This window comes from Burkholderia sp. Tr-20355 (assembly GCF_017104685.1).
Taxonomy (GTDB): domain Bacteria; phylum Pseudomonadota; class Gammaproteobacteria; order Burkholderiales; family Burkholderiaceae; genus Burkholderia; species Burkholderia seminalis.
Map to the genome: position 1 here is coordinate 1 of NZ_JAAGPK010000044.1, position 24793 is coordinate 24793.

23 protein-coding genes are annotated in these 24793 nt (G+C 67.6%); 9 read left to right on the plus strand and 14 right to left on the minus strand.

Annotation, left to right across the window (positions count from 1 at the left end; genetic code table 11):
* Both G3N62_RS14310 and G3N62_RS14315 read left to right on the plus strand, forming a co-directional pair.
* A partial coding sequence (locus G3N62_RS14310; RefSeq protein ID WP_206141246.1) for a cytochrome c occupies positions 1 to 574 on the plus strand: 574 nt, incomplete at its 5' end.
* Between the two features lie 29 nt (positions 575 to 603).
* Complete coding sequence (locus G3N62_RS14315) at positions 604 to 1083, plus strand: GNAT family N-acetyltransferase (protein WP_059558226.1); 480 nt, start codon at positions 604 to 606, stop codon at positions 1081 to 1083.
* Between the two features lie 82 nt (positions 1084 to 1165).
* Here G3N62_RS14315 and G3N62_RS14320 read toward each other — a convergent pair whose 3' ends face one another.
* From G3N62_RS14320 to G3N62_RS14330, 3 genes are read right to left on the minus strand one after another with little or no spacing between them, the layout of a single operon-like run.
* Positions 1166 to 2416, minus strand: coding sequence for a Zn-dependent hydrolase (locus G3N62_RS14320; protein WP_124668982.1), 1251 nt, complete (start codon positions 2414 to 2416; stop codon positions 1166 to 1168).
* Positions 2409 to 2933: an L-2-amino-thiazoline-4-carboxylic acid hydrolase gene (locus G3N62_RS14325; RefSeq protein ID WP_034185941.1), complete on the minus strand. Its 525-nt coding sequence runs from the start codon at positions 2931 to 2933 to the stop codon at positions 2409 to 2411. The genes G3N62_RS14320 and G3N62_RS14325 overlap by 8 nt, the downstream gene beginning before the upstream one ends.
* 25 nt (positions 2934 to 2958) lie before the next feature.
* Positions 2959 to 4125: a branched-chain amino acid ABC transporter substrate-binding protein gene (locus G3N62_RS14330; protein ID WP_034185940.1), complete on the minus strand. Its 1167-nt coding sequence runs from the start codon at positions 4123 to 4125 to the stop codon at positions 2959 to 2961.
* Between the two features lie 178 nt (positions 4126 to 4303).
* On the opposite strand from G3N62_RS14330, the gene G3N62_RS14335 reads away from it, so the two are divergent.
* The 4 genes from G3N62_RS14335 to ahpF all read left to right on the plus strand — a co-directional run bounded on the left by G3N62_RS14335 (position 4304) and on the right by ahpF (position 8146).
* A complete protein-coding gene (locus G3N62_RS14335) occupies positions 4304 to 5200 on the plus strand; it encodes a LysR substrate-binding domain-containing protein (protein WP_034185939.1) in 897 nt (298 codons plus the stop codon).
* Positions 5201 to 5235: 35 nt separating this feature from the next.
* On the plus strand, positions 5236 to 5601 hold the full coding sequence (locus G3N62_RS14340) for a type II toxin-antitoxin system VapC family toxin (RefSeq protein ID WP_049035366.1): 366 nt from the start codon (positions 5236 to 5238) through the stop codon (positions 5599 to 5601).
* A gap of 263 nt (positions 5602 to 5864) precedes the next feature.
* Entirely contained in the window at positions 5865 to 6428 is a 564-nt protein-coding gene (ahpC, locus tag G3N62_RS14345; RefSeq protein ID WP_049035363.1) for an alkyl hydroperoxide reductase subunit C, read from the plus strand.
* A gap of 119 nt (positions 6429 to 6547) precedes the next feature.
* Positions 6548 to 8146 (plus strand): alkyl hydroperoxide reductase subunit F, encoded by a 1599-nt coding sequence (ahpF, locus tag G3N62_RS14350; protein WP_124609756.1) that lies wholly within the window; start codon positions 6548 to 6550, stop codon positions 8144 to 8146.
* An 86-nt stretch (positions 8147 to 8232) separates the two neighbouring features.
* On the opposite strand, the gene G3N62_RS14355 is transcribed toward ahpF, so the two are convergent.
* Together G3N62_RS14355 and lpxO are read right to left on the minus strand one after the other, a co-directional pair.
* Positions 8233 to 8991: an extensin gene (locus G3N62_RS14355; RefSeq protein WP_124668981.1), complete on the minus strand. Its 759-nt coding sequence runs from the start codon at positions 8989 to 8991 to the stop codon at positions 8233 to 8235.
* A 159-nt stretch (positions 8992 to 9150) separates the two neighbouring features.
* Positions 9151 to 10050: a lipid A hydroxylase LpxO gene (gene lpxO, locus G3N62_RS14360; protein ID WP_124668980.1), complete on the minus strand. Its 900-nt coding sequence runs from the start codon at positions 10048 to 10050 to the stop codon at positions 9151 to 9153.
* A 685-nt stretch (positions 10051 to 10735) separates the two neighbouring features.
* Between lpxO and G3N62_RS14365 the strand changes: the two genes are divergently transcribed.
* Positions 10736 to 11755: a fimbrial protein gene (locus G3N62_RS14365; RefSeq protein WP_124668978.1), complete on the plus strand. Its 1020-nt coding sequence runs from the start codon at positions 10736 to 10738 to the stop codon at positions 11753 to 11755.
* A 68-nt stretch (positions 11756 to 11823) separates the two neighbouring features.
* Here G3N62_RS14365 and G3N62_RS14370 read toward each other — a convergent pair whose 3' ends face one another.
* The 7 genes from G3N62_RS14370 to G3N62_RS14400 form a co-directional block, all read right to left on the minus strand.
* Positions 11824 to 12378: a 4-carboxymuconolactone decarboxylase gene (locus tag G3N62_RS14370; RefSeq protein WP_069705090.1), complete on the minus strand. Its 555-nt coding sequence runs from the start codon at positions 12376 to 12378 to the stop codon at positions 11824 to 11826.
* A 25-nt stretch (positions 12379 to 12403) separates the two neighbouring features.
* Positions 12404 to 13738, minus strand: a complete 1335-nt coding sequence (locus tag G3N62_RS14375; protein ID WP_034185931.1) for an aspartate aminotransferase family protein — start codon at positions 13736 to 13738, stop codon at positions 12404 to 12406.
* Between the two features lie 15 nt (positions 13739 to 13753).
* Positions 13754 to 14803, minus strand: a complete 1050-nt coding sequence (locus G3N62_RS14380; protein WP_034185994.1) for a C45 family peptidase — start codon at positions 14801 to 14803, stop codon at positions 13754 to 13756.
* 20 nt (positions 14804 to 14823) lie between these two features.
* Positions 14824 to 15552 carry a glutamine ABC transporter ATP-binding protein GlnQ gene (gene glnQ / locus G3N62_RS14385; protein WP_185733028.1) on the minus strand — a complete coding sequence of 243 codons (729 nt, stop codon included), beginning with the start codon at positions 15550 to 15552 and terminating at the stop codon, positions 14824 to 14826.
* On the minus strand, positions 15549 to 16256 hold the full coding sequence (glnP, locus tag G3N62_RS14390; RefSeq protein WP_175027885.1) for a glutamine ABC transporter permease GlnP: 708 nt from the start codon (positions 16254 to 16256) through the stop codon (positions 15549 to 15551). Before glnP ends, glnQ begins: the two co-directional genes overlap by 4 nt.
* Positions 16257 to 16271: 15 nt before the next feature.
* Positions 16272 to 17024: a glutamine ABC transporter substrate-binding protein GlnH gene (gene glnH / locus G3N62_RS14395; protein WP_049034308.1), complete on the minus strand. Its 753-nt coding sequence runs from the start codon at positions 17022 to 17024 to the stop codon at positions 16272 to 16274.
* A gap of 395 nt (positions 17025 to 17419) precedes the next feature.
* Positions 17420 to 20959 carry an ABC transporter ATP-binding protein gene (locus G3N62_RS14400; RefSeq protein WP_124668977.1) on the minus strand — a complete coding sequence of 1180 codons (3540 nt, stop codon included), beginning with the start codon at positions 20957 to 20959 and terminating at the stop codon, positions 17420 to 17422.
* Between the two features lie 118 nt (positions 20960 to 21077).
* Between G3N62_RS14400 and G3N62_RS14405 the strand changes: the two genes are divergently transcribed.
* Positions 21078 to 22028 carry a LysR family transcriptional regulator gene (locus G3N62_RS14405; RefSeq protein ID WP_124668976.1) on the plus strand — a complete coding sequence of 317 codons (951 nt, stop codon included), beginning with the start codon at positions 21078 to 21080 and terminating at the stop codon, positions 22026 to 22028.
* A gap of 39 nt (positions 22029 to 22067) precedes the next feature.
* On the opposite strand, the gene G3N62_RS14410 is transcribed toward G3N62_RS14405, so the two are convergent.
* On the minus strand, positions 22068 to 22439 hold the full coding sequence (locus G3N62_RS14410; protein WP_124668975.1) for an MAPEG family protein: 372 nt from the start codon (positions 22437 to 22439) through the stop codon (positions 22068 to 22070).
* A 299-nt stretch (positions 22440 to 22738) separates the two neighbouring features.
* Between G3N62_RS14410 and alr the strand changes: the two genes are divergently transcribed.
* The gene (gene alr, locus G3N62_RS14415) at positions 22739 to 23860 is read left to right on the plus strand and encodes an alanine racemase (protein WP_049028905.1); all 1122 of its coding nucleotides are present in this window, start codon (positions 22739 to 22741) and stop codon (positions 23858 to 23860) included.
* A gap of 93 nt (positions 23861 to 23953) precedes the next feature.
* On the opposite strand, the gene G3N62_RS14420 is transcribed toward alr, so the two are convergent.
* The gene (locus tag G3N62_RS14420) at positions 23954 to 24748 is read right to left on the minus strand and encodes an enoyl-CoA hydratase (RefSeq protein WP_124668973.1); all 795 of its coding nucleotides are present in this window, start codon (positions 24746 to 24748) and stop codon (positions 23954 to 23956) included.
* Positions 24749 to 24793 lie beyond the last annotated feature (45 nt).

Here is a 24793-nt window from a genome sequence, read left to right on the forward strand (position 1 = left end):
TCGCGCGGCCGACGGCTTCGCCGCGCAACTGCCGCTGGATCTCGTGCGCCCCCACGCCCCGGCCCGCGCCGTCCCGTGGCTCGCGATCGAGGACCCGGCCCATCCGTGGCCGAAGCTGCCCGGCAAGCCGGTCAGCGCCGGGCCGTTCTACCTCGTGTGGCTCGGGCCGGACGCGTCGTCGGTGCGCGGCGAGCAGTGGCCGTACCAGGTCGTGCGCGTCACGATCGAATCGTCGCCGCTCGCGCGCTGGCCGTCGCTGGCCGTCGATCCGGCCTTGCCCGCCGACGAGCCGGCCCGCGCGGGCCAGCGGCTGTTCGTCACGCAATGCCTCGCCTGCCACCGGCTCGACGGTGCGGGCAGCAGCCACGCCGGCCCCGACCTGAACACGCCGATGAATCCGGTCGACTACTTCCAGCCGGCCGCGCTGCGCCGCTATATCCGCGACCCGGCGTCGGTACGCGACTGGCCGGGCCGCCGCATGCCGGCCTTTCCGCCCGACCAGCTGAGCGACCGGGAACTCGACCAGATCGTCGCGTATCTCGCGTACCGGGCAAAGCGCAAGGCCGGCCAGTGACGGGCAGCCGGATCATCCAGGGGACGTTGATGACATCACGCGACACGCTGTTCACCATCGCGCCGATCGACGCCGCGCAGACGCACCCGCTCAGGGCGACGATCCTGCTCAACGGCGACCTGAACGCATGCGAGCTGGCCGGCGACCATGCGCCGACGACGCTGCATGTCGGCGTGCGCGACCGGTCGGGCATCGTCGCCGTCGCGTCGCTCTGCGAGGAGCCGCGCGACGACGATCCCGCGCAGCCGGCGTGGCGGCTTCGCGGAATGGCCGTCCACCCTGCCGTGCGCGGCATGGGATTCGGACGCGTGCTGGTGCAGGTCTGCGTGCGGCACGCGGAAGAACGCGGGGCCGCGCTCGTCTGGTGCACGGCACGCGAAGCGGCGTACCGGTTCTACGAAAAGCTCGGGTTTGCGGCCGATGGTGCGTTGACGACGATGCCGGGCCGCACCGATACGGCGTTCCACGTGATGCGCCGCTACATCGGCCGGCATTCGCGGTCGGTCTGACGCAACGCGCGCGCTGGCGTCACGCCAGACGAACGCCTGCCCGGCCCGGCGAAACCCTGCCGCCGGGCCGGGCGCGTCACGCTCAGGCTTCCTGCGCGCTTCGCAGCACCGCGCGCAACAGCACGTCGGCGCCCGCCGCCGCCCATTCGGGCGTGATCGCTTCGGCCTCGTTGTGGCTCAGCCCGTCGACGCACGGCACGAAGATCATCCCGGTCGGCGCGACGCGCGCGACATAACACGCGTCGTGGCCCGCGCCGGACACGATATCCATGTGCGACAGACCGAGCGCCTCGGCCGCGTCGCGCACTGCGTCGATGCAGCGCGGCGCGAACGGAACCGGCGGGTACGTGAAGATCTGCTCGATCCGCGCGCCGAGGCCGGACGCGTCCGCCACGCGTGCGAGTTCCGCGCGCAGCGCCGCGTCCAGTTCGTCGAGTACCGCATCGTCGGGATGGCGGAATTCGACCGTGAAGAAGCAGCCGCCCGGCACCGTATTGCGCGAGTTCGGCCGCGCCTCGATCATCCCGACCGTCGCGCGCGCATGCGGCGCGTAACGACGGCCGAGTTCGTCGAGAAACGAGATCATCCGTGCGGCGCCGACCAGCGCATCGCGACGGAATGCCATCGGCGTCGTGCCCGCGTGCGCGTCGACACCGGTCAACGTCACTTCGTACCAGCGTTGCCCCTGCCCGGCCGTCACGACGCCGATCGTCTTGCCGGCCCGTTCGAGAATCGCGCCCTGCTCGATATGCAGTTCGTACGCCGCGTGCACCGGATAACCGCCGACGGGCGCCGCGCCCGCATAGCCGATCCGCTCGAGCTCGTCGCCGATCGTCCGGCCCGTGCCGTCGGTACGCGACAGCCCGTATTCGAGCGTATAGACGCCGGAAAACACGCCGGCCGACACCATCGCCGGCGCGAAGCGCGAGCCTTCCTCGTTGGTCCAGATCACGACGTCGACCGGGCGCTCGGTCTCGATGCCCGCGTCGTTCAGCGCACGCACGACCTCGAGGCCGCCGAGCACGCCGTAGATGCCGTCGTACTTGCCGCCCGTCGGCTGCGAATCGGCGTGCGAACCGGTCATCACCGGCGCGGCATCGGGATTCCGGCCGGGGCGGCGAGCGAACACGTTGCCCATTTTGTCGACGCGCACCGTGCAGCCGGCCTCTCGCGCCCATTGCACGAACAGGTCGCGCGACTCGCGATCGAGATCGGTCAGCGCGAGGCGGCAGACGCCGCCCTTCGGCGTCGCGCCGATCTGGGCCATCCGCTCGAGCGACGCCCACAGGCGGTCGCCGTCGACGCGCGGTACGTTGACGGTGTTCTCACGCATCGCCGTGCTCCGCGGAACCTTGCAGCGCATAGCGGAAATCGCAACGCTTGCCGCCCTGCATGATCGTGCTCGTGCGCGTGAGCGCGATATCCGGCGCATAACCCTGGATGAAATAGCTGTCGCGCGCGCAGCTGAGCAGGTGCCCGATCTCGCCGAGCCCCATCGCGTGATACATCTCCGCGTAGCGGCAGCGATGCACGTCGTAGTCGTAATGCGTGTCGTCCGCGCGCCGCACCTCGACGTCGAGCGCATCGTCCTTCTCCCACAGCACCTGCAGCGCGATGAACGACTTCACGCTCGTGCCGTCCGGCTCCTGCGCGGCGAACGTGCGGCCCGCGTCGACGGCCGCGCCGCGCACGGCTTCCGCGATCACGGCCTGCGCGCGCTCGGTGCCGAACTCGCGCTTCATGATCTCGTAGATCGGCTTGATGATTTCCGCTTCGATGCGGCGCCGCGCGAGGATCCCGAGGCGCGTGTCCTCGGGTGCGGCGGCGGATGTCGGGCTGGATTCGGTCATGAGGATCGTCTTTGTCTCGTGGGGTCTACTTGGCCGCGGTGCGCGAACCGCCGAGCACGTCGACGACGGCCCACTTGCCGCCGCGCACCTGGTAGATCGTGAAGGCCGGGTCCTTCAGGTTGCCTTCCGGGTCGAACGCGATACGCCCGGTCACGCCCGGCCGGTCGATGGCGCGCACCGCCGCGACGAGCTTCGCCGGCTGCGTCGTGCCGGCCTTCTGCGCGGCGGCGATCAGCGTGGCCGCCGCGTCGTACGCGAACGGCGCATGCAGTTCGATCGGTGCATGAAAGCGTGCCTGGTATTGCGTGTCGAACGCCTGGCCGCCCGGCATCCGGTCGAGCGGCAGGCCCGGTTCGAGCGCCGTCACGCCGTCGCCGTCCTTGCCCGCGAGCGACAGGAAGGTCTGGCTCACGAAGCCGCCCGCGCCGAGCAGCGGCGCATTGACGCCGAGCTGGCGCATCCGGCGGGCGATCGGCGCGGCCTGCGCATCGAGGCCGCCGAAGAACACGAGATCCGCGTGCTTGCCCTTGATCGCGGTCAGCACGCCGCTGAAATCGGTCGTCTTGTCGTTCACGTACTGGCGATCGACGATCGCGCCGCCGTTCGCCTGCACGCCCTTGATGAACTGGTCGGCCAGTCCCGCGCCGAACGACGTGCGATCGTCGATCACCGCGATGCGCTTCGCCTTCAGCGTCTTCACCGCATACGCGCCGGTGAAATTGCCGCCCGCATCGTCGTGGCCCATGATCCGGAACGCCGTCGCGTAGCCCTGCTGCGTGTATTGATGGCCGGTGGACGCCGGCGCGATCTGCGGGATGCCCGCGTCGCGGTACACGCGCGACGCCGGCACGCTGCAGCCCGTGTTCCAGTGACCGACGACGCCGATCACGTGCTGGTCGACGAGCTGCTGCGCCACCGCGACGGCCGTGCGCGGATCGGACTGGTCGTCGGCCGCGACGAGCTTGTAGACGACCGGCTTGCCGCCGATGGTCGGATGCTTGGCGTTCGCGTCGTCGATCGCGAGTTGCGCGCCGTTCTGCAGATCCTTGCCGATCCGCGCGGACGGGCCGGTCAGCGGCGCGGCGAGACCGATCAGGATCGTCTGCGGTGCGGATTGCGCGAACGCGGGAACGGAGGCGACCAGGGCGGCCGCGGAGAATGCGAGACTGGCGGAGAGAAAAGCGATTTTCATGTGTGGAGGATCGGTAGGTCGAATCAAAACATGAAAAATATTAAATATTCAACACCCAAGCCCCAAATACCCAATTGTTGGATGCTTATGCCGTTTCCGGAACATTAACGTATACGACTGTATATAAAGCATATTTTCATGTTGTCGCTTACCCTGACTTTTCGATAAAATTCGATACATGAAAAATATCGAACAATTACCGCACGATCCGCCGCTGCGCGCGGTGCGCGCGTTCGAAGCGTTTGCGCGTCTCGGGTCGGTCACCGCGGCGGCGGGCGAACTCGACATCACGCCGTCGGCCGTCAGCCATCAGCTGCAACTGCTGGAAGCGTTCATCCAGACGCCGCTGACGGTCCGCGAAGGCCGGCTGCTCGCGCTCACCGACGAAGGGCGCGATTATTACCGCTCGATCAGCGCGGCGTTCTCGGTGCTGCGCAGCGCGACGCGCTTCGTGCGCGACCGCTCGTCGCTGCGGCAGATCACCGTCAGCCTGATTCCGCTGCTCGGCATCGGCTGGTTCATTCCGCGGCTGCACGCGTTCCTCGCCGACAACACGGACGTCGACGTCACGGTGCTGTACGCCCATCACCGCAACTACCGAAGCGACGCGTCGGACCTGTCGATCCGCTTCGGCACCGGCGACTGGCCCGGCTACCGCTGCGAACGGCTGCTGCCGGGCGCGATGGTGCCGATGTGCAGCCCGTCGTTCCTGACGCGCCACGGGCCGTTCCGCACGCCGGCCGATCTCGCCCGGGCGCCGCTCGTGCACGACGAGGATCGCAGCACGTGGGTCAACTGGCTGCAGGGTGCCGGCGTGCGGCACGTGTCGCACGCGGTGGGGCCGATGTTCGAGGATGGGCAGCTCACGCTGAGCGCCGCGCGTGCGGATCTCGGCGCGGCGCTGCTGCGCGCGCCGCTGGTCGAGCGCGAGCTGGCGAACGGCGAGCTCGTGAAGCTGTTCGATCACGCGCTCGACGACGGGCGCGATTACTACCTGTGTACGCGCGAGGACGCGGACATGCCGGACGGGGCGCGGCGGCTCGCCGAGTGGCTGAGGAAGATGGCGGGGATCTGAGCGGAACGTGCCGCGCCGGCGGAACGACGCTCGGAATGGTAAAAGCGCTCTTCGACACCAACATCCTGATCGACTATTTGGGCGGCGTGGAATCGGCACGCGTGGAACTGGGCCGCTACGACTATCGAGCGATCAGCACGATCTCGTGGATGGAGGTGCTGGCCGGTACGCCCGCACAGGACGAGGCGCCCATCCGCGCATGGCTCTCGTCGTTTGATGTCATCGCGCTCGACCACACCGTTGCGAATCGCGTCATGACAATCCGTCAGGAGCGGCGCCTCCGCCTGCCCGACGCAATTGTCTGGGCATCGGCACAAGTCAACGGGCTCCTGCTCGTGTCGCGCAACACGAAGGACTTCCCCGCCACCGAACCCGACGTCCGCGTTCCCTACACGCTCTGAGCCGTCGCATACCGCGACACCTTGCCCTCCCGTCGCACCGGACACGATCGCGCGAGACGTTCGTCCAGCGCCCGCGCTCGTCCGCATTCGACAGCCATCCGCCCCGCACTCGACAAGCCGCTCCCACAGGCCCGCACAATCAAGGGCCGGAAGCAGATAGAAAATCCCGATGCCCCAGATTGAAACAAGCAATTTCACAAGCTCCGGGTGAACCCGGATACTGGCAACACTCCACTCACCACTGAAGACAAGGAATTCTCCAGATGCCGATCATCAACACCCAAATCAAGCCGTTCAAGGCAACCGCTTACCACAACGGCGATTTCGTGCCCGTCTCGGAAGAGAACTTCAAGGGCAAGTGGTCCGTCGTCGTGTTCTACCCGGCCGACTTCACGTTCGTCTGCCCGACCGAGCTGGGCGACCTCGCCGACCGTTACGCGGAATTCCAGAAGCTGGGTGTCGAAATCTACGGCGTGTCGACCGACACGCACTTCACGCACAAGGCATGGCACGACACGTCGGACACGATCGCCAAGATCAAGTACCCGATGATCGGCGACCCGACGCTCACGCTGTCGCGCAACTTCGACGTGCTGATCGAGGAAGAAGGAATGGCCCTGCGCGGCACGTTCGTGATCAACCCGGAAGGCGAGATCAAGCTGTGCGAAATCCACGACAACGGCATCGGCCGCGACGCAGGCGAACTGCTGCGCAAGGTGCAGGCTGCGCAATACATCGCGGCGCACCCGGGTGAAGTGTGCCCGGCCAAGTGGACGCCGGGCGCGGAAACGCTGACCCCGTCGCTCGACCTGATCGGCAAGATCTGACGATCGCGCCGCGCGCCTCGCACGAGGCGCGCGATGGCGGGCCGCCGCGACACGCGGCCCGCACCCTCCTCCGGCACGACGTGCCCGACCAGCATAATCAATACGGAATCCGAAACGCCATGCTCGACGCCAATCTCAAGAACCAACTCAAAGCGTACCTCGAAAAAATCACGCGCCCGATCGAACTCGTCGCTTCGCTCGACGACAGCGCAAAATCGCAGGAACTGCTGGCGCTGCTGAACGAGATTGCGTCGCTGACGGATCGCGTGACCGTTGCGGAACGCCGCGACGACGCCGAGCGCAAGCCGTCGTTCTCGATCGGCGAACCCGGCAAGCCGGCCGGCATCCGCTTCGCCGGCATCCCGATGGGCCATGAATTCACGTCGCTCGTGCTCGCGTTGCTGCAGACGGGCGGCCACCCGATCAAGCTCGACGACGACGTGATCGAACAGATCCGCGCGCTCGACGGCGATTACGCATTCGAGACGTATTTCTCGCTGTCGTGCCAGAACTGCCCGGAAGTCGTGCAGGCGCTGAACGTGATGTCGCTGATCAACCCGCGCATCCGCCACGTCGCGATCGACGGCGCACTGTTCCAGGATGAAGTCGAGTCGCGCCAGATCATGGCCGTGCCGACGATGTTCCTGAACGGCGCGTCGTTCGGCCAGGGCCGCAGCAGCGTGAAGGAAATCCTCGCGAAGCTCGACACGGGCGCCGGCGAACGCGCGGCGAAGTCGCTCGAAAACAAGCCGGTGTTCGACACGCTGATCGTCGGCGGCGGCCCGGCAGGCGCGGCAGCCGCCATCTACTCGGCGCGCAAGGGCATCGCGACGGGCGTCGTCGCCGAGCGTTTCGGCGGCCAGGTGCTCGACACGATGGCGATCGAGAACTTCGTGTCGGTACAGGAAACCGAAGGGCCGAAGTTCGCGACCGCGCTCGAGCAGCACGTGAAGCAGTACGACGTCGACATCATGGACGTGCAGCGCGCCGACGCGTTGATTCCGGGCGACGTGCACCAGATCCGCCTCGCGAACGGCGCGGTGCTGAAGGCGAGGACGATCGTGCTCGCGACCGGCGCGCGCTGGCGCGAAATCAACGTGCCGGGCGAGCGCGAGTACCGCAACCGCGGTGTCGCGTACTGCCCGCACTGCGACGGCCCGCTGTTCAAGGGCAAGCGCGTCGCGGTGGTCGGCGGCGGCAACTCGGGCGTCGAGGCCGCGATCGACCTGGCCGGCATCGTGAAGGAAGTCACGCTGATCGAATTCGGCGCGCAACTGCGCGCGGACGAAGTGCTGCAGCGCAAGCTGCGCAGCCTGCCGAACGTGACGATCGTCACGCAGGCGCAGACGACCGAGCTGACCGGCGACGGCAGCAAGCTGAACGGGCTCGTCTACAAGGATCTGCGCTCGGGCGACACGCGGCGCATCGATCTCGAAGGCGTGTTCGTGCAGATCGGCCTCGTGCCGAACACCGAATGGCTGAAAGGGACGGTCGAACTGTCGAAGCACGGCGAGATCGTCGTCGATGCGCGCGGTGCGACGTCGGTGCCGGGCGTGTTCGCGGCCGGCGACGTGACGACGGTGCCGTTCAAGCAGATCGTGATCGCCGTGGGTGAAGGCGCGAAGGCGTCGCTCGGCGCGTTCGACCACCTGATCCGCCAGGACGTGGCGCCGGCCGCCGCACCGCAGCCGCAAGCGGAAGAAGCGGTCGCCGCATAACGCCCTTCGGCGTACCGGATTGTCTCTCTTGGCCCCGCATGCTTTGGTCGGCATGCGGGGTCCTTTTTATTCGGAAGTTGGCGCGGCTACTTGGTTGCGGTCGGATCGCCGTTCGCAGGCACGGGTGTCGTCGACTTGAAGTTGCTCGATGCGCGGACCAGTTGCTCGGTCATCGCGGCGGCGACCGGATTCGCGCCGGACGAATTCCCCTGGCGGGACGAACCGGCGCTTGCCGACATCGACGACATCGGCGGCGGCGGCAACGACGGGTCGAGCTTCGCCGATTCCCGGACCAGCGCGGCCGTCTCCGGCGTTTCGGATTTCGTCGCGGCCGGCGCGGCGGCTGCATGGCGTTCGAGGCCGTCGCGCTTGCGCGGCGCACGTTGCGCGACCTGCGCGGATGCGGCCGATGGAGCGGGTTTGACGGCCGGCGCCGGCGGGGTCGAATCCTGCGCATCCACCGTCACCACGTTGACTTTCGGCGGCGGTGCGGCGGGCTTCGTCACCGGTTGCGGCTTGTCGCTGACGACCGGAACCGCGGGCACGGCCGCAGGCGCCGCGTCGATCCGCGCGGTTTCAGCCGGCGCAGGCGTGGGTGCGGAGGGAGGCGGCGCGGCCGCGACCTGTTTCGATGCCGTCGCGGCAGCCGGTGCCGGCGGCGCGATGGCGCCCTGCACCGCATGATCGTTGCTCGCGGGTGCCGCGGCGACCGGCGCGGCCGAATCGCCGATGCCGGCGTCTTCGATCGCACGGTGGTCCGCGCGCAGGAGCATCACGTAGCCAGTGCCGGCCGCGGCTACCAGGAGCGCACCGGCGATCATCAAGGTCTTGCGGGTACTCGTCATGCTTGCTCACCGATCATTTCGACGTGAACAAGCCATCATACGCGGCCGTCGGTCATTGATCCCGCATGAATACATTTGGTTGCATTGATGGCGGCCGAGGGCCGCCGATGCGATGCCGCGCGCCCTATCGTCAGACGGAAAAATGCCTGCTCGTCCCCGTCAGATACAGAAAATTGCAACCGCGATCCCGCCGAACAGCAGCCACTTCACGACGTAGTACACGGTGCGATTCCATGCCTTCAATCGCTTGCCGGCGCGGCGAATCGCATACAGGTACCTGAACGCACGATTGAGGCCGCCCGTGCGATCGCCGGTTTCGTTCGGCGACGCCGCCGCGCGCATCAGCAGTTGCCCGAACGCATCGTTGATGCGCTGCGCCCAGCGATATCTCATCGGGCGGTCGATGTCGCAGAACAGGATCACGCGATCGTGCCCGGTGCGGTTTTCGGCCCAGTGCAGGTACGTCTCGTCGAACATCACGGCCTCCCCGTCCCGCCATGCATACGACTCGCCGTCCACGATGATCCGGCACGCGTCGTCGTTCGGCGTATCGAGCCCGAGGTGGTAGCGCAGCGAGCCCGCGTACGGATCGCGATGCAGCCCGAGTTTCCCGCCCGGCGGCAACTGCGCGAACATCGCCGCCTTGATCGACGGAATCCGCGACAGGATCTCGACCGAGCGTGGACACAGCGCCTGCGCGGACGGATGCGGCGCGTCGTACCACTTCAGGTAGAAACGCTTCCAGCCGTGGCGAAAGAACGAATTGAAGCCGATGTCGTTGTACTCGCCGGACGCCTTGATCCGGCTCGCGTCGCGCAACGCGAGCGCTTCGCCGCGAAACGTGCGCCATTCGCGCCGTAGCACCGCGAGCTCCGGAAAGTGATCCGTATCGAGAAACGGCGTGGTCGGCACCGACGAGAACGCGTAAGAAAAGCAGTTCAGCGGTGCGATGAAGGTCGAGTGATCGGATAGTTGCCTGAACAACCTGTGCCGAACCTTGCCGCGCCGATGCGTGTACACGACACACGCAACGAACACGATCAACAGGACCCAGCGCATCGATATTTCCCCCGTAAGCTGTTTGCCGAAATTCTAGGTAGGGGAAAAAATTCCTGCACTGACGCGCAGGTCGTGCGGCGTGCGTCGTCACGACGCGGCGCGTTGCCGGATCGACCGTGCCGAAACGCCGAAAGGCCCGAGAATACGGGCTTTTCGGGCCATCGTGGCGCGCGTGCGGCGTGCTCCCGACGCAGGCGCCGCCGGCGATTATTCCGGAAACGGCAAATCAGTTTGTCGGTCTGCACGCATACCGAACGCGTTCAGCGTCATCGTCGCACGCAAACAGGCAACCGGTGCGCCCCATCCCCGACATGATTGCGTCGACAGTCGGCAGCACACCGCTCTTGTCGCACGCCGCGCGAGTCATGTTCAGGTCGACCGCCGAGCGGACGGCATGCGAACGTCGCATCCTCGAACGACGGAATTCGCAACAGGGTTTCACCGAGCGCGGGCACGGCATCCGACAAAGCGCGGCATCGTGGGCGGTCAGGCCCCGGGCGCGCATGCCTGACACGCAGGAACCAGTTCGTGTGAGGGAGACCGCATCGCACTTTTCCGATTGGTTAAACCTGAATTTCGTACTAGTCCCATTAAAAATCCCGCCCCGTTCGATGAAAATCCCAAATCTGATCGGAGTTCGACATATCTGCCCTTCCATACGACGACATTTCGCCGGGAAATCCCCATGAACCTCACGAGTCCATTTCATCCTGCCTCGATATCGGCTTGTTCAAGACGTGTACTCCGCCGCGCGTCACTGCCCGTCGTCCTGACGCTCATGGCCGCCTTCGTCACACATGACGCGTTGGCACTCACCCAGGTCACCGCATTCGGCTCGACGCTGAACGTGCCGAGCACCACTGCGGCCGGAACGGTCCTGAGTCGCCATACCATTCCGAAAAATCAGCTTTGCGGCGCGCTTGCCAAGTGCGACGTCTACGCGATCTCGTTATGGCCGAACGGCGGAGGCGCCTTCGCGCCCGGCCCCGATATCGCCACCAACGTCCCCGGCATTTCGGCGCGGCTGCTGATCGGCGGCCAACCCGCCACCCGGGCCGACTACGGATCTGCCGGTATGCCGATTACCGTCTCGTCATCTCTTGAGGTCCAGCTCGTGCGCGATTCGCGGCCGCTTGAGCCCGGCAGCCTTGCCGGCCAGGCCGGCGGAAATCCTTCGTACTTCTATATTTGCACGTCGCCTCGCGGAACATCCACATCCTATTGCGGTTCGTCGTACGACGGTCTTGCGATCGCGCTGGCGGCCAAGGTCAAGCTGGTCAACGGCACCTGCGGCACGCCCACCCAATCCATCACGCTGCCGGGTGCCGCCGCCGCTCAATTCAAAGGTGTCGGATCGACCGGCAACAACGCATCCACGCAGAGCTTCAATCTGCGATTCGAAAATTGCCCGCCGGGCTATACGCGCATCGGTTACACGCTCACGCCGATCGGTGGCGCGTCGTCCACCATTCCCGGTGCATTGCCGCTGCGTGGCGGATCGACCGCAAAAGGTATCGCCATCAAGATCACGGACGCATCCGGATTGCCGGCCGCCTTCGATTCCTCGTTGCGGCTTGGCGCATACTCGTCCTCGACGGGCGGCACCTACACGCTTCCGATGGTTGCCGGCTATGTCCAGACGGAGGCCGTCGTCACGCCGGGCACGGTCATGGGCGCCATGTCCGTCCTGGTCGATTATCAGTAACCGCCTGCGCCTTCACACCCGCGTCTCAAGCCGGACGCGTGATTCGGGGGCGCCGGTTCAACTGCACCTCATTCCGGGAACGGCAAATCGGTTTGTCCGTCTGCGCGCATACCGAACGTGTTCAGCGTCATCGCGACGAGTGCGTAGTAACCGAGCAGCGCGACGAGATTCACCACGGTCTCGTGGCCGAAGCGCGCCTGTGCGCGCGCGAACGTCGCATCGCTCACGCGGCGCGTGTCGTACAGCTCGCTGGCGAACGCGTATATCAGTGCGTCGTCGTCCGATTCGAATGCGGGCGCGACGCTCAGCCGGATCGCTTCGGCCGTCGCTGCCGGCACACCGGCGTCAAGCGCGATCGGATGATGGATGTGCCACTCGGCCTGCGAGCGCCAGCGCGCGGCCGTCACGAGAATCGCGAGTTCCGACAGGCGCAGCGGCAGGCCCGTGCGATAGCGGCAGAACGCGCCGAGCTTCTGCGCGTGCTGGGCCAGCTCGGGGCTCGCGATCCAGCCGAGGAACGGCCCGTTCAGGTTGCCGCGCGGACCACTGAGGATGTCGGCCAGCACGGCCTTCTGCTCGTCGGTGGCCAATGCGGGATCGAAAGGAGGCAGTCTGTCTGTCATGGTCGGGATTCGATGAAGTCGGGATTCACGCGCCGGCCGACGCGAGCGCCGCGCCGATCGCGCCGGACAGCCGCTCGACGATCGTGTCGATCTGCGGCGCGGTACTGATGAACGGCGGCGCCACCAGGATGTGATCGCCGTGCACGCCGTCGATCGTGCCACCCATCGGGTACACCATCAACCCACGCTGCATCGCTTCGCGCTTGACCGCCGCATGCAGCCTCAGCGCGGGATCGAACGTCGCCTTGGTGTCGCGATCGCGCACGAGCTCGATGCCGACGAACAGCCCGCGGCCGCGCACGTCGCCGACATGCGGATGCGTACCATAATGCTCGCGCAACGATGCACGCAACTGCTCGCCGCGCGCCTTCACGTTGTCGAGCAGTTTCTCTTCGGCGATCACGCGCTGGACTTCGAGCGCGGCCGCGCACGCGGTCGCGTGGCCGAGGTACGTGTGGCCGTGCTGGAAGAAACCCGAGCCGTCGACGATCGTCCGGTAGATGCGGTCGCTCACCAGTGTCGCACCGATCGGCTGGTAGCCCGCGCCGAGCCCCTTCGCGATCGTCAGCAGGTCGGGCGCGACGTCGTCTTCTTCGCACGCGAACAGGTAGCCGGTGCGCCCCATCCCCGCCATGATCTCGTCGAGGATCAGCAGCACGCCGTATTTATCGCACACCGCGCGCATCTTCTTCAGGTACGTGCGCACCGGCGGCACCGCGCCGGCCGTTGCGCCCACCACCGTCTCCGCGACGAACGCCGCGACGTTTTCCGCGCCGAGTTCGACGATCTTCCGTTCAAGCTCGTCCGCCAGACGCTGCGCGTACGCTTCGTCGGTTTCGCCCGATTGCCGGTCGCGGTACGCATAACACGGGCTCACGTGATGCGCTTCGATCAGCAGCGGCAGGAACGGCTCGCGGCGCCATGCGTTGCCGCCTATCGCGAGTGCGCCGAGCGTGTTGCCGTGGTAGCTCTGCCGCCGCGCGATGAAATGCCGGCGCTGCGGCTCGCCCTTCTCGACGAAATACTGGCGCGCGAGCTTCAGCGCGGCCTCGATCGCCTCGGATCCGCCCGACACGAAATACACGTGTTCGAGGCCGGCCGGCGCGGCGTCGACGAGCCGGTCGGCGAGTTCTTCCGCCACGTCGGTCGTGAAGAACGACGTATGCGCGTACGCCAGTTGCTGCGCCTGCCGCTTGATCGCGTCGATCACGCGCTGGTTGCTGTGGCCCAGACACGACACGGCCGCGCCGCCGCACGCGTCGATATAGCGTTTGCCGGTCGAATCGATGATCTCGATGCCGTCGCCTGCAACGGCAACGGGCAAGGTGGCGCGCGGAGCGCGATGGAAAACGGTCGTCATGCGTGGCCTCATGGATCAGGACGCGTCGGGCGCGCGTCCGGACGGCACGATGCGCGTCGCGAAGCGCCGCGTGCCGTGTTGATGAACGGTGAAATCGATTGATGCCGAGCCAATCGCGAACACGGCGGTTGCCAGCGTATTCTCGCCGTCGGGGTCGGCCGGATCGTCACGGTAGATCGGCAGCCCTTGCGGCGCGCGATCGTCTAGCACGCGCAGCAATGCGCGTTCGTCGACCGCGTCGATGCCGGGCATCAGCGTGTCGACGCGGCGCTGGCGGTCGGCCGACGATTGCGTGACGATCTGCGCTTGCGCGTCGCAACCGGGATGCACCAGATGGTTCGCATGGCCCGACAGTCGCGCGACGTCGACGACCGAACAACGCGCGACGCTCGCCTCGATGCTCAGCAAGCGTTCGTCGCCGGTCGCACCGAGCGTGTGATGAAAGCCGCTCGCGCGCGCATGCCCGCGCAGCACGTCGGCCGCCGCGTCGAGCGATGTCGCGTCGAGCACCGCGCGCGCGAGGATCATGCGCGGCACGCCGGCTGCCGGCGTGCGGATGCGCAGATTGTTGATCGTCTGCACGATGCCCGCGCGGTTCGCGGCAAACGTATGGCCCGGCAGCGAACCGGGGTAATAGAAACTGACGAAACCCGGCTTGCCGGCCGGCTGCACGTCGACGAGCAGGCAACGCTCGCGCAGGAACGGATCGCCGTCCTCGTTGTGCGCGATCCAGCGCGTACCGTCGGCATCGCGCGCGGCGAGCGTCGTACAGCCGTCCGGCGCGTGATGGATCAGTTCGCCGCGGCAGTTCCACAGGAAGACGTCCTCGGCCGGCCAGCCGATGCCCGCCGCGATCCCGTCCAGTTCCGCGACGAGATCGGGGTACGCGGCCAGCGCGGCCTGCCGCAGCGCATCGACGAACGGATGGCCGCGCCAGCCTCGCACGGCCTGCCATGCGCTGCTCTGCCGCATGTACGTGTCGAATACGGGGCGGGCAAGCTCGCCGAGGCGCACGCCGATGTCGAACGGCGCACCGGCGATGACGGGAGAAAGGGAAAGCGGCATGTCGGCCATTTCGGTTTCGTTCAGGACACGTGTTTCAGGAATTCCTTCAGGCGCGGCGTCGGCGGACGGTCGATCAGGTCGACCGGATGGCCGTCCTCGGCAATGCCGCCCTGATCCATAAACAGCAGCCGCGTGCCGACCCGCTTCGCGAAGCCGATCTCGTGCGTGACGACGATCATCGTCATCCCCTCGGTTGCGAGATCCTGCATCACTTTCAGCACTTCGTGGCGCAATTCCGGATCGAGCGCCGACGTCGGCTCGTCGAACAGCATCAGCCGCGGCCGGATCGCGAGCGCACGCGCGATCGCCACGCGCTGCTGCTGCCCGCCCGACAGCTCCGACGGGTAATGATTCGCGCGCGATTCGAGGCCGACCTTGTCGAGCAGCGCCATCGCCTGGTCGCGCGCGACGGCACGCGATGCACCGCGCACCTGGATCGGCCCGAACATCACGTTCTCGAGCGCGGTCATCTGCGGAAACAGGTTGAACTGCTGGAACACCATGCCGGCCTCGAGCCGGATGTTGCGGATCGTCGCCGCGTTGCCGCGCACGCTCTGGCCGTCGACGAGCAGCTCGCCGCCGGTGATTTTCTCGAGCGCGTTGATACAGCGCAACATCGTCGACTTGCCCGAACCGGACGGGCCGATCACGACGACCACCTCGCCCGCGTCGATCTTCAGGTCGATATGCTTCAGCACCGGCACGTGGCCGAAGCTCTTCGACACGTTCTGGAATTCGATCATGCTCATAAGATGCGCATCCTTTTCTCGACGATCCGCAGCGTCAGCGTCATGGCGCCGGTCAGCAGCAGATAGATGATCGCCACCGCCGTCCAGATCTCGACCGCCTGGAAATTGCCCGCGATGATTTCCTGCCCCTTGCGCGTCAGCTCGCCGACGCCGATCACGATGAACAGCGACGTGTCCTTCAGGCTCACGATGCACTGGTTGCCGAGCGGCGGAATCAGCCGCCGGAACGCGAGCGGCCCGACCACCTTGAGCAGCACGCGCGGCATCGACAAGCCCATCGCGAGCCCCGCTTCCGTCAGCCCCTTCGGAATCGACAGCAGCGCGCCGCGCACCACTTCCGCGAGATACGCGCCGGAATTCACCGTGATCGCGATGATCGCGGCCGTCAGGCCGTCGATGCGGATATGCGCGAGCAGCGGCAGCGCGAAGTACAGGAACATCACCTGCACGACGATCGGCGTGCCGCGGATCAGTTCAATATAGATCTGGGCGAGCACGTTCATCGCCTTCGGTCCGTATGCGCGGAACATCCCCGCGATCATCCCGACGATGAAGCCGCCCACCAGCCCGAAAAATGCGATGAACACCGTCAACCGGACCCCGTCCATCAGGTCCGGCAACGCCGCCCAGATCGCCGACCAATCGAAATTCACTTGTCGCTCCCCGTTCGAATCAAGACCGGCGCGGCCATCCGGCCGCGCCATGGTGCGCCGTCACGCTCACATCTTCGGCGGCTCGGCACCGAACCACTTCTTGTAGATCTGCGCGTAGCGGCCGTCGGCCTTGATCTTCACGAGCGACGCGTTGACCTTCGGCACGAGCGCGCTGCCCTTCGGGAAGCCGATCCCGTATTTGTCGCCGCTGACCGGTTGGCCGGCGACCTTTACCTTGCCCTTGCCTTCGTTGTTCACGAAGAACAGGACGTTCGGCGTGTCGTGCATCGCCGCGTCGACGCGGCCGGCTTCGAGCGCGAGATAGGCCTGGTCGATGTTGGGGAACTGACGGACCTCCTTCGGCTTCAGGTGCGCCTTGATCCAGTCGATCGTCGCGGTGCCCGTCTTCGCGGCGATCACCTTGCCGTTCAGGTCGTCGATCGACTTGATCGACGTGTTGCCCGCCTGCACCATCGCCGCGAGGCCGCTGTCGTAGTAAGGGGCGGAGAAGTCGATCGCTTTCTTGCGCTCCTCCTTGATCGTCATCCCGGACAGCGCGACGTCGATGTTCTGCGTCTGCAGCGCCGGGATCAGGCCCGCGAAATCCATCGGCTGGATCGTGTATTTCCAGCCCTGGTCCTTCGCGATCTCGGCCCACAGGTCGAGATCGAAGCCGACGTACTTGTCGCCCTGCTTGAACTCGAACGGCATGAAGGACGTATCGGTCCCGACGACGAGCGTCTTGGTATCCGCGTGCGCGATGCTTGCGCCGAGCGCGGCGGCAACCGCGACGGCTTTCAGGAAGGAACGGCGACTCATGGTTTCTCTCCGCATGATTGAGCGATGTGGCCGGCCAGCCGGCCGGCGGGAACGACGACATCAAGCCGCACCGCAACATGCGATGTCGAATTAGACCTTAGTGCAACAAGTGTTGTCAATGGCGATACTACGACAACAAAAAAGTCCGCAACGAATAAATTCATCGAGACAAATCCGGGCCACGCGGGCCGGATTGATCGGAGGAAACGGGAGAACGGCGGGGCAGGACGCGCCGCCGGATCGCGCCGCCGCGGGATGGCGGCGCATCGGGAGACAATGGCGGCGCCGTGCGGGGCCGGCCGTGCGCGCCAGGCCGGCAACCGCCGGCGCGGCTCAACGCAGGTTGCGGGATGCGCGGGACAATACCGGACGACGACGCGCCGGTGTCGCGTCGATCACGCCGCCACCCCGCTCGCCTGATGCGACACGAGCCGCGCATACGCGCCCTGCCGCGCCATCAAGTCCGCGTGGCGTCCCGCCTCGATCACGCTGCCCTGCTCCATCACGAGGATCAGGTCGGCATTGCGTACGGTCGACAGCCGGTGCGCGATGATGATCGACGTGCGCTGCGTCATCAGATCTTCCAACGCCGCGCGGATCTGCTGCTCGCTGATCGTGTCCAGATGGGACGTCGCTTCGTCGAGGATCAGCACCGGCGCATCCTTCAGGAACGCACGCGCGATCGCCACGCGCTGGCGCTGGCCGCCCGACAGCTGCACGCCGCGCTCGCCGACGCGCGTCGCCAACCCGTCCGGCAGCCGCGCGACGAAGTCGCCGAGCGCCGCATGGTCGATCGCGCGCCGCACGTCCGCGTCCGACGCGTCGTTCGCCGCGAGCCGGATGTTCGCTTCGAGCGTGTCGTTGAACAGATAGGTATCCTGCGCAACCAGCGCGATGTGCTGCCGCAGGTCGTCGAGCCGCAGGTCGCGCAGGTCGACGCCGCCGAGCGTCACGCGGCCCTGTTGCGGATCCCAGAAACGCAGCAACAGGCTCGCGACCGTCGACTTGCCGGCGCCCGATGCGCCGACCAGCGCGACCGTGCTGCCCGGCGGCACCTCGAAGCTCACGCGGTCGATCGCGGGCACGCCGCGGCCCGGATACGTGAACGACGCCGCCTCGAAACGCACGGCCGGATTGCCGGGCGGCGCGTGCGTGCCGTCCGTCACGGTCACGGGCTCCTTCTCCAGCGCGCGCAAGCGGCGCGTCGACGCGATCGTGTCGGCAAGCTGGCGCGCGACCTGGCCGATTTCGGCCACCGGCATGAACGCGGCCACCGCAACCAGCACCAGCAGCGGCAACGACTCGTGCGGAAACCAGCCGCGTGCGCACAGCAGCGCACCGAGCGCCGCGACGGCCAGCCCGCCGAGCCCGCTCGCGACTTCCAGCGCGGCGCTTTGCGTCGACAGGTCGTCGAGCAGCTTCGCTCGCTGCAGGCGGTACGCATCGACCTCGGCCAGGAACGCTGCGCGCCGGCGCTCGATCGCCTGGAACGCGGTCAGCTCCGCGAGCCCCTGGATCGTTTCGGTCAGGTGCGCGCCGAGCTGGCCGAGCGCTTCGCGCGCGCCGGTGCCGAGCCGGTCGACATCGCGCCGCGCGAGCACCGGCGCGAGCCCGGCCCACAGCAGGAACGGCAGCAGCACGAGCGCAAGCGGCCATGCGACCGACGCGAGCAGCACCAGCACGCCGGCCGGCACCAGGACCGCGACGAACGCGGGCGCCAGCGTGTGCGCATAGAAATACTCGACGGTCTCGACGTCCTGCGTCGCGAGCGAGACGAGATCGCCGGAACGGCGGCGCAGCAGCCCGGCCGGCGCGAGGCGTTCGAGCGTCGCGAACAGCGCGATGCGCATTTCCGCGAGCAGCCGGTACGCCATGTCGTGCGCGAGCCACGATTCGAGCCAGTGCAGCACGGCCGCCACCGGCGCGATCACGAGCAGCGCGACGACGAGCGACGCACTCACGCGGCCGGACGACACCGCACCGACCACCATCGCGCCGATCACCCCAACGCCGATGAACGCGAGCACGCGGCCGATCCCGAACAGCACGGTCAGCACGACCTTGCCCTTCCACGGCCGCACGAAGCGCAGCAGCGTCTGCAACGTGTCCGCCCAGCCGATCGTCGCCGCGTCGTCGTTCAGCGGCCGCACCTGCGGGCCCGACGACGCGCGCGCGGTCGCACCGGCCGCCGCCGACGCGCCGACGGATTCGGCGACTGCCTCCAGTTGCGGCCCCATCAGCCGGCGATACGGGCCGTCGCGCGCGATCAGCGCCGCATGCGTGCCTTCATCGACCACCTGCCCCTGGTCGAGCACCAGGATGCGGTCAGCGCCGATCACGCTGGACAGCCGATGCGCGAGCACGAGCGTCGTCCGCCCGCGCGTGAGCCGGTCGAGCGCCTGCTGGATCAGCGCTTCATTCTCCGCATCGACCGACGACAGCGCCTCGTCGAGCAGCAGGATCGGCGCATCGCGCAGCAGCGCGCGGGCGATCGCGATGCGCTGGCGCTGGCCGCCCGACAGCATGAGCCCGCGTTCGCCGATGCGCGTCGCGTAGCCGTCGGGCAACGCCGAGATGAAATCGTGCGCGTTGGCGGCGCGCGCGGCCGCGATCATGTCCGCGTCGCTCGCCTCGGGGCGGCCGAGCCGCAGGTTGTCGGCCACACTGCCGTCGAACAGCGTCGCATCCTGCGCGACGACGGCGATCATCTCGCGCACCTGGTCGGCATCGAGCGTGCGCACGTCGTGGCCGCCGATGCGTACCGCACCGCCCTGCGCATCGTGCTGACGCAGCAACAGGCGCACGATGGTCGACTTGCCCGCGCCGCTCGGCCCGACGATGGCGACCGTCTCGCCTTCGCGAACCGTGAAGCTCAACGCCGCATGCGCATCCGCGCGGCGCCCCGGATACGCGAAGCTGACGTCGTCGAACGCGATCTCCGGCCGCAGGGCCGCGACGCGCGGCGCATCGGCGGCCGGCGCCCGGCTGCCCGCGTCGAGCAGCGCATGGATCGCATTCGCCGCCGACTGGCCGATCATCCCCTGGTGCAGCACCGCACGCAGGTCGCGCAGCGGCCGGAAGATTTCGCTGCCGGCCATCAGCACGATCAGCAGCGCTTCGAGGCTCATGTCGCCGTGCCGCACGCGCCATGCGCCCACCGCGATCGCCGCGGCCGCGCCCAGGCCCGTGCCGAGATCGGTGAAGAGCCGCGTCAGCAGGCCGAGCGCGAGCACCCAGAACGTGCTGTCGGACAGCGCGCGCGCCTTGGCGGCCAGCTTCGCGCCGAACGCGCTGCTCTGCCCGAACGCCTTCAGCGTCGGCAGGCCCTGCACCGCGTCGAGAAACTCCTCGCCGAACGCCTTGAACGCGGCCGAGCGTGCGAGCGCCGCACGCTTGTCGGCGCGATGCACGAGCTGCGGCAGCGCGAGCGTGACGAGCGCCGCGACCAGCAGGATCGCGGCCGTCGGCACGTCCCACCATGCGAGTACCGCGAAGATCATGACCGGCGCGCAGGCGGCGATCGCGAGTTGCGGCAGGTAGACGCCGAAGAAGGTTTGCAGCTGCTCGACGCCGTCGACGACGGCGAGCATCACGCCGCCCGTGCGCTCGCCGCTGAACCACGCGGGGCCGAGCGCGGCGATCCGGTCGAACAGCCGCGCGCGCAGCGTGGCCTGCACGCGCCCGGCCGTATGCTGCGCGAGCACCGTGCGGCGATGATCGAGCCACGCGCGCAGCAGCACGCAGGCCGCCGTTGCAGAGACGGCTTCGCCGATGCCGCGTACCGGCGCACCGGAAAAAACCAGCGCCAGCACGCGGCCGAGAAAGACGAAACGCAGGATGCCGACACCCATCGCGACGAGCCCGAGCGCGACTGCCGCGGCCACCCGCCAGCGCAGTCCGGCCATCATGGCCCATAGTCGTCGGTCGAAATACATGTTGCCTCCAGTCAGTGACGCGTTGCTTTTTTCTTGACCGGATCGAGGCTACCCGCGCCGCCCGCGCGCGGCAAAAGATGATTTTTCAACGGGTGTTGAGTCAACTACAATACCCGGCATGTCGCACCTTCCTCCCCTTAGCGCGCTGCGTGCTTTCGAGGCGGCCGTCCGCCTCGGCGGGTTCGCGCGCGCGGCGGTCGAGCTGAACGTGTCGACCAGCGCGGTCAGCCACCAGATCCGCTCGCTCGAGGAAGCGCTGGGTGCACGGCTGCTCGAACGCAGCACGGGCATAGGCGGCATCGGCCTCACGCCGGCCGGCGCCCGCCTGCTGCCGGCCGTCAGCGATGCGCTGTCGCGCTTGACCGACGCCTGCGCGGAGATTCGCGGCACCGCACAACGGCTGACCGTCTCCGCCAACGCGCCGTTTTCGTCGATGTGGCTCGCGCGCCGTCTGGCGGAATTCTCTTCGCTTCATCCCGACACGCCGCTGCATGCCGTCGTGCTCGACGACGAGCCGGATTTCGCGCGCAGCGGCGTCGATCTGGCGATCGTGCACGTGCCCGCGCACCGGCTGCGCGCCGACGACGACGTCCTGATGCGGGAAACCGTGTTTCCGGTCTGCAGCCCCGAACTGTTTCCGTACGCATCGGGGTACGTGTGCCGCTCGCGGCTGCTGCAGGAAATGCACGAGAACAGCCCCGAGATCGACTGGCGCAACTGGGCGTCGGAATTCGGCTTGCCGGGCGACTTCGAAACGAAGATCGTCCGTTACAGCAGCTTCAGCCAGGTGATCGGCGCGGCCGTCGGCGGTGCGGGCATCGCGCTCGGCCGCGTGCCGCTGATCGAGCCCGAACTGCGCAGCGGACGCCTGGTACCGCTGGTGCCGGGCCTCGCACGCGAGGCGTCGTGGCGCTTCGTGCTGCGCCGCCATCCGTCCACGCGCCACCGGCTGCTCGATCCGTTGATCGCATTCCTGCGCAGCGAAGCGCAACTGCCGCCGTTTGTCGCAAAGAAGGTTGTGCCCGCATCCAACGACAGTCACGCACGGGGCGCCGGCGGCGCGCCGTAGCGCCGGCATGCGCCGCCGGCGCCCGTGCTCATCGGCCGCTTACGGCGTGGCGAGGAACAGCGCGACGACGCACGCCATCCCGCCGAACCACACGAGCGAACGCAGCGACGCCCAGTTCAGCAGGTACATCAACGCATAGACGATGCGGATCGCGACGAACGCCATCGCGAGCTGGTCGACGCGATGCACGTTCGCGCCGTTGTGCCACGCCACCACCAGCGCGGCCGTGAACAGCGCCAGCGCTTCCCATGCGTTCTGATGCGCGGCCTGCGCGCGAGCGCGCCAGCCTTCGAGCCGGGCCAGGTAATCGCGTGGCGCGCGGTTGTCGTAACCCTTGCGGGCCTTGGCCAGGAACGTCATCGGGAACGGCAACAGCGCCACGATGAACAGGCACAGCTGGGACGTCGTCATAAGTCTCCTCCGTTATGATTACATTGATCAATGACAAGATCGCCGAGAGCTTAGCATTGCGCCGCCCGGTTCGCGCACCGGTTTTCTAGACGGGGGACTCGGCCGCACGGGCCGCGGTCGGCCGCGGCCGACCGGCATGACCGCCAAAATTTCCACCAAATCGCCGACAAATACGTTAATTAAAACTGGTCGAACACCAATAAGATAGCGCTCGACACTGGCTTGGCGCGTTGCGGCGCCAGCCTGCCGTTTCACTCCGCGCCGCCGCGCGCCGAACGACATCGACCCGAGCCATCACCATGCCCCGTCCCATCGTCGCCCATATCCGCCCTGACGCCGTCCGCCACAACCTCGATTTCATCCGCCGCACGGCCGCGCAATCGCGCGTCTGGGCCGTGATCAAGGCCAACGCATACGGCCACGGCATCGAGCGGATCTATCCGGGCCTCGCGGCCGCCGACGGCATCGGGCTGCTCGATCTCGACGAAGCCGTGCGCGTGCGCGAACTCGGCTGGGACAAGCCCGTGCTGCTGCTCGAAGGGATCTTCGAGCCGGCCGACGTCGAACTGGCCGATCGCCACCGGCTGACGGTGAGCGTGCATTGCGACGCGCAGCTCGACCTGCTGATCGCCGCGAAGCCGCAACGGCCGATCGACATCCAGCTCAAGATGAACTCCGGCATGAACCGGCTCGGCTACCGGCCCGCCGCGTTCCGCGCCGCGTGGGAACGCGCGGCGAGCGCACCGTCGATCGGCAGGATCACGCTGATGATGCATTTCGCGAACGCCGACGAAGGCCAGGTCGACTGGCAGCTCGACCAGTTCGATGCGACGACGGCCGGCATTCCCGGCGAACGCTCGGTGTCGAATTCGGCGGCCGTGCTGTGGCATCCGCGCGCCCATCGCGACTGGGTGCGGCCCGGCACGATCCTGTACGGCGCGTCGCCGACGGGTGCGTCGCGGCATATCGCCGACACGCCGCTGATGGCCGCGATGACGCTGACGAGCCGGATCATCGGCGTGCAGACGCTGGCGCCGGACGAGACCGTCGGCTACGGCCGCCGCTTCACGGCCGACCGGCCGATGCGGATCGGCGTGGTCGCATGCGGCTACGCGGACGGCTATCCGCGCCACGCGCCGACCGGCACGCCGATCGCGGTGGACGGCGTGATGACGCGTGTTGTCGGCCGCGTGTCGATGGACATGCTGACCGTCGACCTGACGCCGTGCCCGAACGCGGGTATCGGGTCGAGCGTCGAGCTGTGGGGCGACCAGGTGAAGGTGGACGATGTCGCGGAAGCCAGCGGCACGATCGGCTACGAGCTGATGTGCGCGCTCGCGCCCCGCGTGCCGGTCGTGATCGTGCCGCCCGGCGCATCGACCGTGCAGCCGGCGCTGCGGACGGGAAGCTACGGGCGCTGACCGACGTCGACGTACACGCCGCCCGGGTTGCGGGCCGCCTCGGGCGGCCCGTTCGCTTTCCGGCGAGCCGCCGCGCGAGTCAACGGGAACGCGCTACGAGCGCCACGCCGGCTCGCGCTTCTCGAGGAACGCGTCGATGCCCTCGCCGGCATCCTCTTCCATCATGTTGCGCGCCATCACGTCGCCCGCATACGCATAGGCTTCGTCGAGCGGCAACTCGCGCTGGCGATAGAACATCTGCTTGCCGTATCGCACCGCGGCCGGGCTCTTCGCGACGATCTCCGCGACCTTGCGCGCGACGGCCGCGTCGAGCGCGCCCTCCGGCACGGCCTCGTTGACGAGCCCCCACGCGGCGGCCGTCGCCGCATCGACGAAGCGCCCGGTCACGAGCATGTCGAAGGCGCGCTTCGCGGTGACGTTGCGGCTCAACGCGACGGCCGGTGTCGAACAGAACAACCCGACGTTGATACCCGATACCGCGAAGCGCGCGGTATCGGCCGCGATCGCGAGGTCGCACGCGGCGACGAGCTGGCAGCCGGCCGCCGTCGCGATGCCGTGCACGCGTGCGATCACCGGCACCGGCAACGCGCGCATCGCGAGCATCACGCGGCTGCACTGCGCGAACAGCGCGCGGTAGTAGTCGAGTTCGGGCCGGCTGCGCATCTGCCGCAGGTCGTGGCCCGCGCAGAATGCCTTGCCCTCGGCGGCCAGCACGACGCAACGCACGTGCGAATCGGCCGCCAGCGCCTCGAACGCATCATGCAGGCTCGCGAGCATTGCCTCGGACAATGCGTTGAACTGCCGCGGGCGATTCAGCCGCAGCGTGACGACGCCGTCGTGCGCATCGCGCAACAGGATCGGCTCGGCAGTCTCTTGATCGGGTTCCATGGTGTTTCGCTCGACGAAGGGCGGCAGAATGCGTTTCGGCACAGA